This window comes from Hymenobacter sp. 102 (assembly GCF_049949205.1).
Taxonomy (GTDB): domain Bacteria; phylum Bacteroidota; class Bacteroidia; order Cytophagales; family Hymenobacteraceae; genus Hymenobacter.
In genome coordinates this window covers 647675-660707 of sequence record NZ_CP188172.1, presented here as the reverse complement: position 1 = coordinate 660707, position 13033 = coordinate 647675, and the positions used below count along the sequence as shown (strand labels likewise).

Below are 13033 nucleotides of genomic sequence, written 5' to 3'. Positions count from 1 at the left end.
AGTAAAACGGTCCACCAGGCCTACAACCGAATCAGAAAAGCAAACCGCTTCTTCGTGGTGTCCTCCTCCAATTCACGGTCCCCATCCGCCAGCGGGACGGGCAGGTGCACCATAACTACTTCGGCGTACAGCCTCAACGCCCAAGCCGTACCGGTTTGGGCGTTGAGGCCGGGGCCTGCCAGCGCACAAGCGGGTGACCATCGGCCGCTTCAACAACAAAGGTAACATGCTCGGCAGAGGCCAGCGCTGCCGTAGGCCGGGCCCGGCTGCCAGCCAGCTATTCTCCGGGGTGGAACCTGCGCGGCTTACGCGGCCGGCTGCTCTTTGCTTCACCCTTCCATCCGGGCCTGCTGCAGAAAGGCCACGGCGCATTTCCGCGGGTTGCGGTACTGCACGTCCATCTCCTGTTTATTGCGTCACGTCGTGCACCTGCGGGTCGGCCTTGGTAACGGTAGGCGTTGGCAGCAGCGGTGGGTCGGATGTTTGTGCACTGGCGGCGGCAGAGGCCAGTACCGAAAGCAAGACGAGGGTTCCGGGTGTTTTTACAGAAATAGATTACAAAGGGGGGATACCGGGCAGCATAGCGTATTTTTTCAGATGGCGGCGCGGCAGGGGCTCACGCGGGGGTAGGCTCAGGGTGCTTATATTCCTCGGCCGGGCTAAGAAAAACTAGCTCTGAGGGGCAACTGAGCTTTTAATCATGTCGAACAGCAGTGCATCGGCCGCGGTAAGCTGGGGAGGCGGGACCTGAACCTGTTCGGGGCTCAGGTAGCCGCTCAGGCTTCGAAGGCCTGCCCCGAAACGGGCTCGTAGGCCATGGCCCAAGTGTCGTAGGCGCGGTGCTGAATCTCCTTATCCGCCAGCTTTACCACATCCTTGTGCCGAGGGTCGGCGCACACTTTAGCATACAATTGCTCCAGCACCGACTGCTCGCCCTCCAGCAGCTGGGCAAACTGCCCGTCTCCGTAGAACAGAATGCCCGTAACCCCCAGCCGGCTGTTGGTGGCGCGGGCACCGGCCAGCAGCTGCATAAGGTCGTCGTTGCTGAGCGCCGCGGCGGGGCGGCTCAGGTAGATAATGTGATGCATGCAAACGTCAGTATGTTCGGGCGAGCGGGGGAGCCGGCAACGCAGGCGCCGGGCCGGAGCTCAACAGCAAGACATAACTCTCCGACGGCCAGAAAAGTTGCCGACTTCCGCTGCATTATCCGCGCTGACTACGGATTCGCCGATGCAGGCTTGGTCCAGTAAATAGTGAAGGTGGTACCTTCCCCAATAACGCTGTCAACCTCCACGTGGCCGCCCTGGCTGCTCACAATGCGCTGCACCAGATACAGACCCACGCCGGTACCATCTACGTGAGTGTGCTGGCGGGCGAACAGCTGAAACACCGGATGCGCCGGGTTGTCAATATGCATACCCAGTCCGTTGTCGCGTACCTCCAGTACGGGCTGCTCATCGGGGGTGAGGTAGCTGCGCAGCACCACGTGCGGGGGCCGGTTGGGGTGGCTGAATTTGAGGGCGTTGCTGATTAAGTTATGTACTACGGAGCGAAGGTTGGCCCGGCTGTAAAACAGGCCCGGCGCTTCCTGCACCAGTACGTCCATGCGGGCACCACGCTGCATAATCTGGGGGCGTACGCCCAGTAGTATCTCTTCCAGTACCAGGGCCAGGTCGAGTAGCTCAATGGGCTCTTGCTGCTGGCGCTGGGTGCGCACGGTGGCCGCCAGATCCGTCAGTACGGTATCCAGGTGCGCCAGGGCAGTATCCACCATCCGCAGCATCATGGCCTGCTCCGGATCAGTAAAGGTGGCCGAGCGGCGCAACTCATCAAATAGGCCGCGCAGGTTGAGTGTCGGCTGCCGCAAGTCGTGGGAGGCGGCGTACACGAAGGTGTCCAAGTCGTGGTGGGCGCGGGCCAGCTCGTCGTACTGGGTTTGCAGCACCTGCCGGAGCCGGTACTGCTCTTCCACATCGGAGCAGGTACCAAACCAGCGGGGGCCACTTTCGTCACTGAGCTGCCGGGCCCGGATAGTGTGCCAGCGGTAGGTGCCATCGTGGCGGCGCAGGCGGTATTCGCCTTCAAAGTCTTCCCCGCTCGCCACGCTCTGCACCCACCGCCGGGCGGCGGCGGCCTGTTCCTCAGGGTAGAGCAGGCCCACCCAGCCAGTAGGGCCCAGCTCTTCCTTCGTCAGGCCGGTGTAATCCAGGGTGTACTGGTTGTAGTAGTCGGCCAGGCCTTCGGCCGAAGCAGTCCACACCAGCTCCGGAATACTATCGGCCAGGAACTGCAGGGCGGCTTCGCCGCGGCGGCGGGCTTCGCTTAACTCCCGTTGGGAGTGAATTTCCGTCAAGGCGCCGTGCCAGAACACGGGTGGATCAGGCGGGTGCACTTCAGGCAGAGCCCGGCTCAGCATCCAGCGAAACTGTCCGTCATAGCGCCGCAAACGGTACTCAAAATTCCAACCCGTACCGGCGCGGCGGGCGGCATCCGACTCATACAGTACCCGGAGCCGGTCGTCCGGATGAATCAGCAGGGGCCAGATGGCGGTCAAATCGGCGGTAGGCGGCTGGCCGGTGAAGCGGTACCACTGCGGACTGGCGTACGTAACGGCCCCGGTATCATCGATGGTATAGGTCACGAGCGGAGCCGTTTCCGTAAGCACCCGTAGGCGGGCATCGAGGCGGCGAGTGGTAATGGACAGCTCGTGGGCCCGCTGCCGGGCCGCCTCCTGCTCGCTCACATCCACGGCCAGCAACAGCAGGCCCGTTGCAGTGCCCGACTCGTCGTGGTAAGGCTCCACCGATAAGTCGTAGCACCGGGAGGGGCCGTTGCCATGACGCGGACCACAGGCACAGGCTTTGGCTACGTACTGTTCCCCGCCAGTCAGAATGCGGGGCAGCACCTCCACGAAAACGGAAGGCAGGTAGCCCGGATGATCAGCCACGCGCTGGCCCACTGCTCCGGGGCCCACAAGCTCGCGCATCCGGTCATTCACGAAACCATAGCGCAAGTCAGGGCCGGTCAGCGTTGCCACGCCTGCCTGCAGCTGGCGCAGCATTTGCTCAAATGGAGGAGTAGTCATTAACAAAGGCAATATAATAGACTTGCCGGCTACTGAGTAGTCGGGGCTCGGTGGCTAACCGTTCAGCCTCGCTATGGTTCAGCTTGATAAATTGGCTCGTCGGCCGAGCCATGGGTAGTCAGCTGCGGGTTCTTACTCTTCGGGCAAAGAAGTAACGGGCAACGCATGATGGAAGGGCTGGGACGGGTCGGGGCCAAATACGGCCAAGCGTACCAGTTCTACCAGCAAGGCATCGGCAATGGAGAGGGAAGGGGGAACGGCTGGAACGCGGTGGGGGAGCAAAAAACCCTGCAGGGCCTCAAAACCGGCTGGTTCAAGCGGGTGAAAGGCCATCGACCAGTCGGAAAAGCTGCGGGCCGTGATGGGCCGGTCAATCAGCTTGCGCACGTGGGAGTGGCGTCCGTCCACGGCAATCCTCTTAAACAAGGCATCAGCCGTGTCGGTTTCGCCCTCAAACAGCTGGGCAATGTTGCCATGGCTGTAAAACAGAATGCCGGTAATACCATTTTCGGCGTTGTCGTGCCGGGACTGGTCAAGGAGATATTGGAGGTCAGCGTCGGAAAGCGGATGAACGGCGCGGCTGATGTATACAATGTGCTTCATGCCCCCAAGCGACGGGGAAGAACTAGGCTGTGTCTGAAAAGTGGTGTTGCAAAATGCGCCGAATACAGGCCAACAAGGCCATGTTGAGGAAGTGTGCATCATGTTTGTCGTAGCGAGTAGCCACGCGGCGGTGCTCCTTGAGCGAACCGAAAAAGCGCTCTACGACGTTGCGGCAGGCATACCGTTGCGGCTCGATGCGCGGCGGGCGGCCGCGTCGGCGGCAGTGCTGGCCTGCGGCAGGCCGGCGCCGCGGAATGACCGCGCGAATGCGGCGCCGGCGCAGCCAGCGGCGGATGTGCTGTGCGTCGTAGCCGCGGTCGGCAATGAGCTGACGCGGTCGGCGGCGGGCGCGTACCTGCTCGCACAAGGGCTCGAACTGCGGCGCGTCGTGGCGCTGCCCGGCCGAGAGCTGCAGGGCCAGTGGCGTGCCCGCTCCGTCGCAGACCACGTGCAGCTTCGTGGTCAGACCACCGCGGCTGCGCCCGAGGCACTGGGCTTTTTTTTCGCCCCGCCGGCCGCGCTTTTCGTGGCGCGCACCGTGGTCGAGTCCACCAGCCACGTGTCCAGGTCGAGCAGCCCATCTTGGTCCAGGCGTAAGCGCAAGGCGGCCAGCACCCGCTCGAAGGTGCCGTCCGAGGACCAGCGCCGGAACCGCTCGTAAGCCGTTTGCCACGGGCCGTAGCGCGCCGGCAAGTCCCGCCACGCCGCACCCGTGCACAGGATCCACAACAACGCGTTCCACAGCGGCCGGTCGTCGCGCCGCGGCCGGCCCGTGCGCTGCGGTGGCAACTCGGCTGCCACCACGACCCACTGCGCATCCGTTAACTCGTATCGTGCTGCCATACTCTAAGTTAAGCAACACCACTTTTCAGACACAGCCTAGTCGGCATTCGTAGGGTGTGTGGGTGAGGGTGTCAGATAAAATAGGGTATGCCTGGCGGATTAGCCAGACGATATGGAGTGGTAAATCGAAGCCGGGGTTGCACCGGCGTTACGGGAAACTCCGCCGAATACTCCCTACGAAACGGGGCGGGCTAGGTTCAGGGCAGGTGAAAGCGGGGGCAGACCTCCCGTATGAGCTGTTTAAGCTACCACGGATTCCTCCACTGCGGCGCTGATGTCTACTTCTTCCACTGGCGGTACCAAGCAAAAACGGCCCTCGTGGAAATTGGCTTCCGGAAAGCCGGGGGCCACGGCCGCGTTGTTGATCTGCGCCAGCGTTATGCCGAAGCCATTGTGAGTGTCGTACACGCTGCGCACGGTATAGATGGGCCCGCGCTTGGGCGTTTGGATGTTGGGGTTCTGCACCAGCAGCAGCGTAAAGTCGTCGTTGGTGCAAACGACTTCCTGGCCAGGATGAAATAGGGGGGCTTTCATACAGGCAAAGATAGGATGGCGAAAGGTCTGCAGGCCTTATCCTGTGTGGGATATAACGCAGTGCGTATTTTTCAGACCTGTAGGGAGCATTATCCAAGGTTGGGCAGTTCGTGCCATTGGGGTTCCAATACCCGGGCTGAATGCCGCTCTGCCCGACTGACATAGTGGGCTGGCTATTTGGCTACCGGTTTAGTAGGCCCATATTCATGGCCCCGGTATACCGGCTTGCACGGCAGCTGATGAATGTACATGCTGTAAAACAAAAACGCCTTGCAAATCACTGATTTGCAAGGCGTTCTAACTACTGTGAGCCTCCTGTCGGGATCGAACCAACGACCTACTGATTACAAGTCAGTTGCTCTACCAGCTGAGCTAAGGAGGCGTTCAGGTGGCACAAAAGTAGATGCTGAAAGTGAGCAGGGCAAATATTTTTGCCGGAATTGGCGAAAGAATTTGGTAACTGGCTGACTAACCGGATACTAAAAAAGGCCCCGCATTCTTCCAGCGGAGCCTTTTTTAGTGCTTGGCAGCAAGGGCCAGCCAAATTAGCTCCGGACGGCTTTGAGCTGGCGCTTCAACCCGTCGATGCGGGTTTGGGTTTCGTCGATGCGGCCCTGGTACTCCTGCCGCAGCTGCCCGGCATTTTTGGAACGGGCAAAAAACTCCAGGTTAGTTTTAAGGGTGGAAATATCGTTTTCCAGCTCGTTGATTTCCCGGCGCAGCGCCTGCTCCTTCTTATAGAGCAGCTGCTGGGCGTCCGGGGAATTCTTCAGCCGCTCTACCTGCAGGCTAAACAGCAAATCAGTCCGCTCGGGGTAAGTAAGGCCCGGGACGGCATCCAGGTAGCGGGCCATCTGGGCCTGAAACTTCTCCTCTGCCTGATTGCTGGTACGGGCTCCGTCGAAGGCCCGCCACTCCTCAAGGTGCTGGCGGAATCCTTCCAGTGTACCGGGTTGGTCGGGCGAGAGGGCGGCGACGGCCTCGGCCAGGCGGGTAAGATGCTGAGTCTGCTCCTGGCTGAGCTGCTGCACGTGCTGCTCCCGCTGCCGGGTTTCTTCCTTCTTGCGGTCAAAGAAGGCGTCGCAGGCCGTCCGGAACCGGTTCCATACCTTATCGGACTGCTTTTCCGGCACCCGGCCAATCAGCTTCCAGTCTTTCTGCAGGCGAATCACGGTTTCGCGGGCGGCTTCCCAGTCGGAATTCTGCAGGGCGGCTTCAGCCTGTTCACACAAAGTCAGCTTGCGTTTCAGGTTGGCATTTTTCTCCTCATCAAGCGCCTTGAAAAACTGGTTTTTCTTCTGGAAAAAGCCTTTGTAGGCACCCCAGAACTGCTTGTTCAGCTGCTCGGCCTTGTCGCGGGGCACCAGGCCGGCGGCGTCCCAGGCTTCCTTTAGTTTCTGCAGCTCATCAGTTTTGGCGCGCCACTCGTTCACGCGTTCCGTCTGAAACTCCCCAAAGGGCCGGAGTTGCTCCAGCAGCGCTGTTTTGCGCTCCAGATTTGCGTTTTCCTGGGTCTGGCGGGCCGAAAGGAATTCCTGCTTGCGGTTGTGCACCTGCTCGGAAGCTTGCAGAAAACGCTGCCACAGGGTTTCGCGCTGTTCATTGGGAACGGGGCCGATGTGCTTCCAGTCCTCGTGCAGCTGCCGCAACTCCTGCAATGCTTTATTGATGCTGGGCTGCTGCTGCAGGGCCTCGGCGCGGGTAATGAGGGCTTCCTTGGCCTCCTGATTGCGGCGGCGGTCCAGCTCCTTCATCTCAAAGAACAGCCCCCGGTTGTTGTAGTAGATGTCCAGCAGGGCGTGGTAGCTGTTCCATAGCTCCTGGGCGTCTTTCTGCGGCACGGGGCCGGTGGCTTTCCAGTCGTGCTGGAGGGCTTTGAGGCGGGCGGAGCTGTCTTTGGTCTCGGCCGACTCTACCAGGGTGCGGAGCTGGGAAAGCAGATACTGCTTGTGGGCCAGGTTTTTGGCGCGCTGCTCATCCTCCGCCTTGGCGTCGCGGGCCCGGGTTTCCCGGAAGCTCTGCACGGCTTTGGTGAGGTCGGGGTAACCGGCCGGGCCTGCATAAGCAAAGTCATCAGCCGCGCCGCCTTCGGCCTGAAACCGCTCCCGGGCCGTCGTCCGGTCGGCCTGAATGCCGGTTTCGTACTGGCGGTGCAGGTCCATAATCTGCCGACGGTTCTGGCGGGCATCGGGTCGTTGCAGCAACCCCAGCAGATGCTGAGTTTGGGCGGGCAGATCCAGGGCCTGGAAATCGGCCACGGGCGTTTCCGGTACATAATCTTCTTCTTCTTCCGAGGCCGCCGCATCGGAGGAGGTCGGCAATGAGCCAACGGTGGGGCTGCTTTCCAACGCCGCCTCAACTGATTCGGTGGGCGCAACTTCTACAACGGGAGTTACGTGCGGAGCCTCAGGCTCGGCGGACTCGGCCGAGGTGGCATCCACCGCGGACTCCGGGGCATCTGAGTTGGCCGGGGCGACCGGCTCTGCGGGGGTGGTTGTGCCGTAGTGGGCCACGGCCCGGGCTTCACCGGCCGAGTGAATCGGGGTAGCAGGGGCGTCGGCCGGCAGGTGCTCCACCGATTCGGCGGTGGCGGCCGCTTCCGGGGCAGGCGTAGCTTCGGGCTCGGCGGTGCCCGCTCCGGCGGGTTGGGCCGGCATGGCCGGGGTGCCCTGGGGCGGGCGTTCCGTTATATCATCGGAGGCCGTTTGCCGGGCCTGAATTTCGGCCAGGCGGCGCTCCAGAATGCGCTGCGGCGACTCGTTGTCGCCGGGGGCGTTGGCGGGCGTGGGGGTATCTTGGTCAGGTAGCATAGACAACAGCTGGAAGGCCGGGCACGAAGCCGGCAGGTGGAGGAGCGTTAATTTAAACGGGGGTCAGTGGGGTAGTTGGACAGCATCCGGTAGCGGCCGCCTTTCTCCCGCAGAATGGCTTGCCAAAAGGCATCGGTGGTCAAAGTAAATACTTTCGCGGCAGCATCGGGGTGTACAATCCAGACATTTTCCCGGATTTCGGCGGCCAGTTGTCCGGCCGTCCAGCCCGAGTAGCCCACGTACAGGCGCACATCCCCGGGAGGAAGGGCCCCGCTGATGAGCTGGGCCAGCAGGCCTTCAAAATCACCCCCCCAGTACACCTGCTGGCCCAGGGACTGGGCCTCGGGTAGGGCGGCGTGGCGGTGCAGATAGTGCAGGGTATCGGGCTGCACGGGGCCGCCTACGCCCAGCGGAATCCGGGCGGCTGGCAGGGCGTCGCCCCCGGGCAACGTCAGCACGTCGCCCAGCTGCAGGGTTGCCGGGCGGTTAAGTACCAGCCCGAAAGAGCCTTCTTCCTCCGAGTGGCTACAGAGCAACACCACCGTGCGCTCAAAGTTCGGGTCGCCGAGGAAGGGTTGGGAAATCAGCAGGCAGCCGGGGCGAAGATGAGGCATGGGAAAAGACTGACGGTGGGAGGTCTAACGGAAAAAACGCGCAGAAGGGAACAAAAATTCTCGAAAAAGCCGGTTGGCGTCCGGGGATGGCCAACAGCAGCTTCTGGCAGCAGTACGCGAGGCAGGGGGGCTCAGGTTGGGGTGGCCCGCCTCATTTGTGTTACCTTGCGGAGCCGGTGCGTGGGGGCAGTGGCCCCCGGCCGGCCTCTGCCCGCCGGCGTACTTTTCTTCGTTTACAGTTTCCTTTCCATGACCGACCAGCAGCTGGCGGACTTGCGCCAGACCTATTCCCGCCAAACTCTTACCGAAGCCGACGTGCAGCCGGAGGCCGTAGCCCAGTTCCGAACCTGGCTGGATGAGGCCATTGCCGCCCGGGTAGAGGAGCCCACTGCCATGACGCTGGCAACCGTGAACGAGGCCGGACAGCCCGCTGCCCGCATCGTGCTGCTCAAGGGGCTGCCCGAAGATGCCGGTTTCCTGTTTTTTACCAATTACGATTCGCGCAAGGGACAGGAGCTGGCTACCAGTCCGCTGGCGGCCCTCACATTCTTCTGGCCCGCGCTGGAGCGGCAGGTGCGGGTGGAAGGGCGCGTTGAGAAAGCGGCTCCGGAGGCATCCACCGAGTATTTCCAGAGCCGCCCGCGTAGCAGCCAGCTGGGGGCCTGGGCCTCGCCCCAGAGCCAGCCCATCCGGACCCGGGAGGAGCTGGAGCAACGGGAGCAGGAAGTGGCGGCCCGCTTTGCCGGGCAGGACCCGCTGCCCCGCCCCGCGCACTGGGGGGGGTACGTGCTGCGGCCCCATCGTATTGAGTTCTGGCAAGGGCGGCCTTCCCGCCTGCACGACCGGCTGGTGTACGAGCGGCAACCCCAGGGCTGGCACATCAGCCGGCTGGCCCCGTGAAGAATTATACGTGATGAGAGTTGACGTATGAATTGAAACCGGCAATTCGACTGTCATCATTCCCTGCTTCATCATTCTACTCTCTGCATTCATCATTTTAGTATTCCTTGGCCGAAATTCAACCCGTGCGCGGCTGGCGCTACAACCCGGAGCTAAGCCAGCACATCGATGAGTACGTTTCCCCGCTGTTCGATGTAGTGTCGGTAAAGCAGCGGGAAGCGCTGTACCGTAATCCGCTCAACAGTATTCACCTGTCGGTGCCGAGGGGCCCTGACCCGGCCGGTGCGGCCCGGGCGCTGCTGCTGGAGTGGCAGCAGCGTGGGGTGCTGCGCCAGGATGAGCTGCCGGGCATCTACGTGTACTACCAGTATTTCCGGCTGCCAGGCTCGGCCCGGGAGTATTGCCGCAAGGGCTTCATGTGCCATATCCGGGCCTATGATTGGGCCGATAACGTGGTCCTGCGCCACGAAAACACCCTGCCCGCCGCCGTGAACGACCGGGCGGAGCTGCTGGCCCGTACCGAGTTTCAAACCAGCGCCACCCACGGGCTGTACCGCGACGAAGGGTTTTGCCTGGAGCAGTACCTGGACGAAGCCATCCGCAACCCGCTCTACCAGACGGAGGAAGACTACCAGGGAGCCCGCGACGTGTTGGCGGTGATTCAGGATGCAGGCGTTATCCGGCAGTTCCAGCAGGTGCTGGCCCAGCGGCAGGTGATTCTGGCCGATGGGCACCACCGCTACGAAGGCTCCCTGGCCTACCGCCGGGCCCGGCAGCAGGCGGCCGGGGCGGCCTATACGGGGCAGGAGCCCTGGAACTACCATTTGATGTACCTGACCAACAGCGCCGCCGACGACCTGCGGATTCTGCCTACGCACCGGCTGCTGCTGGAGCTGCCCTGTGGACTCACGGCGGCTGGGCTGCTGGCCCGGCTGGCCCCCTACTTCACGGTGCTGCCCCTGGACGACCCCTACGACCTGCCCGAGCGCATTGCCGGCAAGCAGTGGGCCTTCGGGTTGTACCTGGGCGAAGGGCAGGTGTATAAGCTCCGGCTGCGGCCCGAGGTGCACGCTTTGCTGGACTGGGATACGACCCCCGAAGTAAAAAACCTGGACCTGACGGTGCTGCACTACTTTGTGCTGGACAAGGCCCTGGGCATCGTTGGGCCCGAAGCACAGCGGGAGTGGTCTGGGGTAGCCTACGTGCGCAACTTTCCCGAGTGCCTCACCCGCGTGGACCGGGGCGAGGCCTGCGCCGCGTTTATCACCAATGAAGTGACCATGGCAGAGGTGGAGCGGGTGTGCCACTCCGGGGCCGTAATGCCCCCGAAGTCAACTTTCTTTTATCCCAAAACAATCGGGGGATTTCTCTTCAGCAGCATTCAGCCGGCCGAAGCGCAGTCACCCTTTTACGCGGCATTTCATGGCTGATAGTACTACCCCCGCTGCTTCGTCCGCCCCCCGGCTGGTGCTGGCTTCCGGTTCGCCCCGGCGGCGGCAGCTGCTCACGGAGCTGGGCCTGCGCTACGAAATCCGGCTGCAGGAAGTGGATGAGTCGTTTCCGGCCCACTTGGTGCGGGCCGAGGTAGCCGAGTACCTGGCCGCCCACAAAGCTGCCGCTTACGCCGCCACCCTGGCCCCCGACGAGCTGGTGATTACCGCCGATACCATCGTGTGCCTCGACGATGACGTGCTCAACAAGCCCGCCGACGAAGCGGAGGCCGTGCTGATGCTGCAGCGGCTGCAGGGCCGCGCCCACGACGTGTACACCGGCGTGTGCCTGCTGCACGGCGACGGCCGCCGCGTTGTGTTTTCGGACCAGACCCGCGTGCATTTTCGCCCGCTCAGCCTCGCCGAAATTGAGCATTACGTGCGCCAGTACCGCCCCCTGGATAAGGCCGGGGCCTACGGGGCCCAGGACTGGATTGGGATGATGGCCGTGACCCGGCTGGAAGGCTCTTATTTTAACGTAATGGGGCTGCCCGTACACCGCGTCTGGGAAGAACTGGTAAAGCTGGGAGCCGTGAGAGTAGAGTAGCGCCCACAGCTCCCAGCTCCCAGTCTGCCGCCCGTAACTGCTTTACAACGGCAGTTCCGGCAGGGGCTGGTGGGGGCGGGCGTAGCCGTAGCGGGCCACGGGAGTAGTTTCATAGTAGGTATCGAGGCCACTGAGGGCCATGGTGCCGGCCGCCGTCAGGTGCAGGGAGCCGTCGGGGCGAAGCACATTTTCCTCCGGGAGGTACACATGCTCCACGCGGCCAATCAGCAGGATGGTGCCATTGAGTTCAATAGGCAGCTCCTGGGCCAGCGTGAGCCCAATTTTCAGGTAGCTTTCCTGCACGTACGGAGCCTGGAAGTCGTCCCGGTACTCGGGCGTCAGGCCGCAGGCTCCAAACTCCGATTCCTCCCGGGGAAAGTTGGCCGAGGTGAGGTGGGCAGCCTTCACAATGCCGGCATGAATGTGGTTGAGGGTGTAGTGGCCGGTGGAGCGGATGTTTTCGTAGGAATGGCGCTCCACGCTGGGCGGACGCATTACCAAGCCCAGCAGTGCCGGGTTAGACCCCAGGTGTACTACTGAGCTGATGATGGCCAGATTGGTCCGCCCGGCGGGGTCTTGGGTGCCCAGCAGGTTGGCCGGTTTGAAGCCGGTAATGGCATTCACCAGATTCAGGCGGTACACTTTCTCTAGTTGGGCCAGGTCGGCGGCGGTGAAATGAGGCATAGGCGGGGGCCGATGGAAGGGTTGGTCCTGTACAACCATCGGAAGCGAAAAAAGTCTGTTGGAAAGCGGTCAGCCAACTGAAAATAGTATTCGTAAATAAATAATTCAGGCCAGCGTTAAACAACACTGGCCTGAATTATTTATTTACGAATACCTGCCTGAATTAGGGCATCAGTACTTTGTCAATTACGTGAATTACGCCGTTGCTTTGCACAACGTCGTAAGTAGAAATCGTCGAGATATTTCCTTTCTCATCCTGCAGTACTACGTTTTTCGGGCCGTTCATCATGGCCTTGAGTGTGCCGCCGCTTACGGTTTTTAGGGTAGCCGTGCCTTTGCCGGTTTTAATGGCGGCCATAATCTTGTCGGCCGTCATGTTACCCGCTACCACGTGGTAGGTCAGGATTTTGGTAAGGGTAGCTTTGTTCTCGGGTTTTACCAAGGTTTCCACGGTGCCGGCGGGTAGGGCATTGAAAGCAGCATTGGTAGGGGCAAATACCGTAAAAGGACCTTTTCCCTGCAGGGTTTCTACCAATCCGGCAGCCTTTACGGCCGCTACCAGCGTGGTGTGGTCCTTGGAGTTGACGGCGTTTTCAACAATGTTTTTATTCGGGTACATGGCCTCGCCACCTACCGAAACGGTGCCGGGCGTGAGTTTGGCCTGAGCCGCGGCAGAGGTGGCAGCCGCGGTGCCCAGCAGAGCGACAAACGCAAGGGAAAGCAGGTGTTTTTTCATGGGGTAATGCGAGCAAGAAAATGAGGGTGTGATACTATTTGCCGCATGTACGCGCTGCATTGATTGGTTGGATTTAGAAAAAATAAAATAATTATTCAACTTCAATAACTGTAATAAATTTTTGGATTGTAATAGTGTCGAGGTATGATAATTACGTGGTGAATACACTGGGTTTGGTACATTGAAT

At 61.4% G+C, this 13033-nt stretch carries 11 protein-coding genes, 1 tRNA gene and 1 pseudogene; 3 read left to right on the top strand and 10 right to left on the bottom strand.

From position 1 onward, the window contains the following. Nucleotides 1–776 precede the first annotated feature (776 nt). From ACN19L_RS02865 to ACN19L_RS02830, 8 genes and pseudogenes are all read right to left on the bottom strand, one after another. A complete protein-coding gene (locus ACN19L_RS02865) occupies nt 777–1088 on the bottom strand; it encodes a BLUF domain-containing protein (protein ID WP_426492041.1) in 312 nt (103 codons plus the stop codon). 128 nt (nt 1089–1216) lie between these two features. Continuing rightward, a complete protein-coding gene (locus ACN19L_RS02860; protein WP_426492040.1) occupies nt 1217–3085 on the bottom strand; it encodes a PAS domain-containing sensor histidine kinase in 1869 nt (622 codons plus the stop codon). 132 nt (nt 3086–3217) lie between these two features. Next, nucleotides 3218–3688 carry a BLUF domain-containing protein gene (locus ACN19L_RS02855; RefSeq protein WP_426492039.1) on the bottom strand — a complete coding sequence of 157 codons (471 nt, stop codon included), beginning with the start codon at nt 3686–3688 and terminating at the stop codon, nt 3218–3220. Nucleotides 3689–3710: 22 nt separating this feature from the next. Next, nucleotides 3711–4531, bottom strand: a pseudogene (locus ACN19L_RS02850) (IS5 family transposase). A gap of 240 nt (nt 4532–4771) precedes the next feature. After that, nucleotides 4772–5065 carry a hypothetical protein gene (locus ACN19L_RS02845; protein ID WP_426492038.1) on the bottom strand — a complete coding sequence of 98 codons (294 nt, stop codon included), beginning with the start codon at nt 5063–5065 and terminating at the stop codon, nt 4772–4774. A 309-nt stretch (nt 5066–5374) separates the two neighbouring features. After that, nucleotides 5375–5447 (bottom strand) — tRNA-Thr (locus ACN19L_RS02840). Nucleotides 5448–5610: 163 nt separating this feature from the next. Beyond that, complete coding sequence (locus ACN19L_RS02835; RefSeq protein WP_426492037.1) at nt 5611–7875, bottom strand: DUF349 domain-containing protein; 2265 nt, start codon at nt 7873–7875, stop codon at nt 5611–5613. Nucleotides 7876–7922: 47 nt separating this feature from the next. Next, a complete protein-coding gene (locus ACN19L_RS02830; RefSeq protein WP_426492036.1) occupies nt 7923–8489 on the bottom strand; it encodes a YqgE/AlgH family protein in 567 nt (188 codons plus the stop codon). 249 nt (nt 8490–8738) lie between these two features. Between ACN19L_RS02830 and pdxH the strand changes: the two genes are divergently transcribed. The 3 genes from pdxH (at nt 8739) to ACN19L_RS02815 (ending at nt 11426) form a co-directional block, all read left to right on the top strand. Beyond that, nucleotides 8739–9389 (top strand): pyridoxamine 5'-phosphate oxidase, encoded by a 651-nt coding sequence (gene pdxH, locus ACN19L_RS02825; RefSeq protein ID WP_426492035.1) that lies wholly within the window; start codon nt 8739–8741, stop codon nt 9387–9389. Between the two features lie 107 nt (nt 9390–9496). Continuing rightward, entirely contained in the window at nt 9497–10819 is a 1323-nt protein-coding gene (locus ACN19L_RS02820; protein ID WP_426492034.1) for a DUF1015 domain-containing protein, read from the top strand. Then, a complete protein-coding gene (locus tag ACN19L_RS02815; protein ID WP_426492033.1) occupies nt 10812–11426 on the top strand; it encodes a Maf family nucleotide pyrophosphatase in 615 nt (204 codons plus the stop codon). Before ACN19L_RS02820 ends, ACN19L_RS02815 begins: the two co-directional genes overlap by 8 nt. 42 nt (nt 11427–11468) lie before the next feature. On the opposite strand, the gene ACN19L_RS02810 is transcribed toward ACN19L_RS02815, so the two are convergent. Beyond that, entirely contained in the window at nt 11469–12110 is a 642-nt protein-coding gene (locus tag ACN19L_RS02810) for a flavin reductase family protein (protein WP_426492032.1), read from the bottom strand. Between the two features lie 163 nt (nt 12111–12273). Further along, nucleotides 12274–12846: a fasciclin domain-containing protein gene (locus tag ACN19L_RS02805; protein WP_426492031.1), complete on the bottom strand. Its 573-nt coding sequence runs from the start codon at nt 12844–12846 to the stop codon at nt 12274–12276. Nucleotides 12847–13033 lie beyond the last annotated feature (187 nt).

What these genes read in the sequence shown, in the direction of transcription:
- ACN19L_RS02865 (WP_426492041.1), bottom strand. Translation starts at nt 1,088, where the DNA reads ATGCATCACATTATCTACCTGAGCCGCCCCGCCGCGGCGCTCAGCAAC.
- ACN19L_RS02860 (WP_426492040.1), bottom strand. Translation starts at nt 3,085, where the DNA reads ATGACTACTCCTCCATTTGAGCAAATGCTGCGCCAGCTGCAGGCAGGC.
- ACN19L_RS02855 (WP_426492039.1), bottom strand. Translation starts at nt 3,688, where the DNA reads ATGAAGCACATTGTATACATCAGCCGCGCCGTTCATCCGCTTTCCGAC.
- ACN19L_RS02845 (WP_426492038.1), bottom strand. Translation starts at nt 5,065, where the DNA reads ATGAAAGCCCCCCTATTTCATCCTGGCCAGGAAGTCGTTTGCACCAAC.
- ACN19L_RS02835 (WP_426492037.1), bottom strand. Translation starts at nt 7,875, where the DNA reads ATGCTACCTGACCAAGATACCCCCACGCCCGCCAACGCCCCCGGCGAC.
- ACN19L_RS02830 (WP_426492036.1), bottom strand. Translation starts at nt 8,489, where the DNA reads ATGCCTCATCTTCGCCCCGGCTGCCTGCTGATTTCCCAACCCTTCCTC.
- pdxH (WP_426492035.1), top strand. Translation starts at nt 8,739, where the DNA reads ATGACCGACCAGCAGCTGGCGGACTTGCGCCAGACCTATTCCCGCCAA.
- ACN19L_RS02815 (WP_426492033.1), top strand. Translation starts at nt 10,812, where the DNA reads ATGGCTGATAGTACTACCCCCGCTGCTTCGTCCGCCCCCCGGCTGGTG.
- ACN19L_RS02810 (WP_426492032.1), bottom strand. Translation starts at nt 12,110, where the DNA reads ATGCCTCATTTCACCGCCGCCGACCTGGCCCAACTAGAGAAAGTGTAC.
- ACN19L_RS02805 (WP_426492031.1), bottom strand. Translation starts at nt 12,846, where the DNA reads ATGAAAAAACACCTGCTTTCCCTTGCGTTTGTCGCTCTGCTGGGCACC.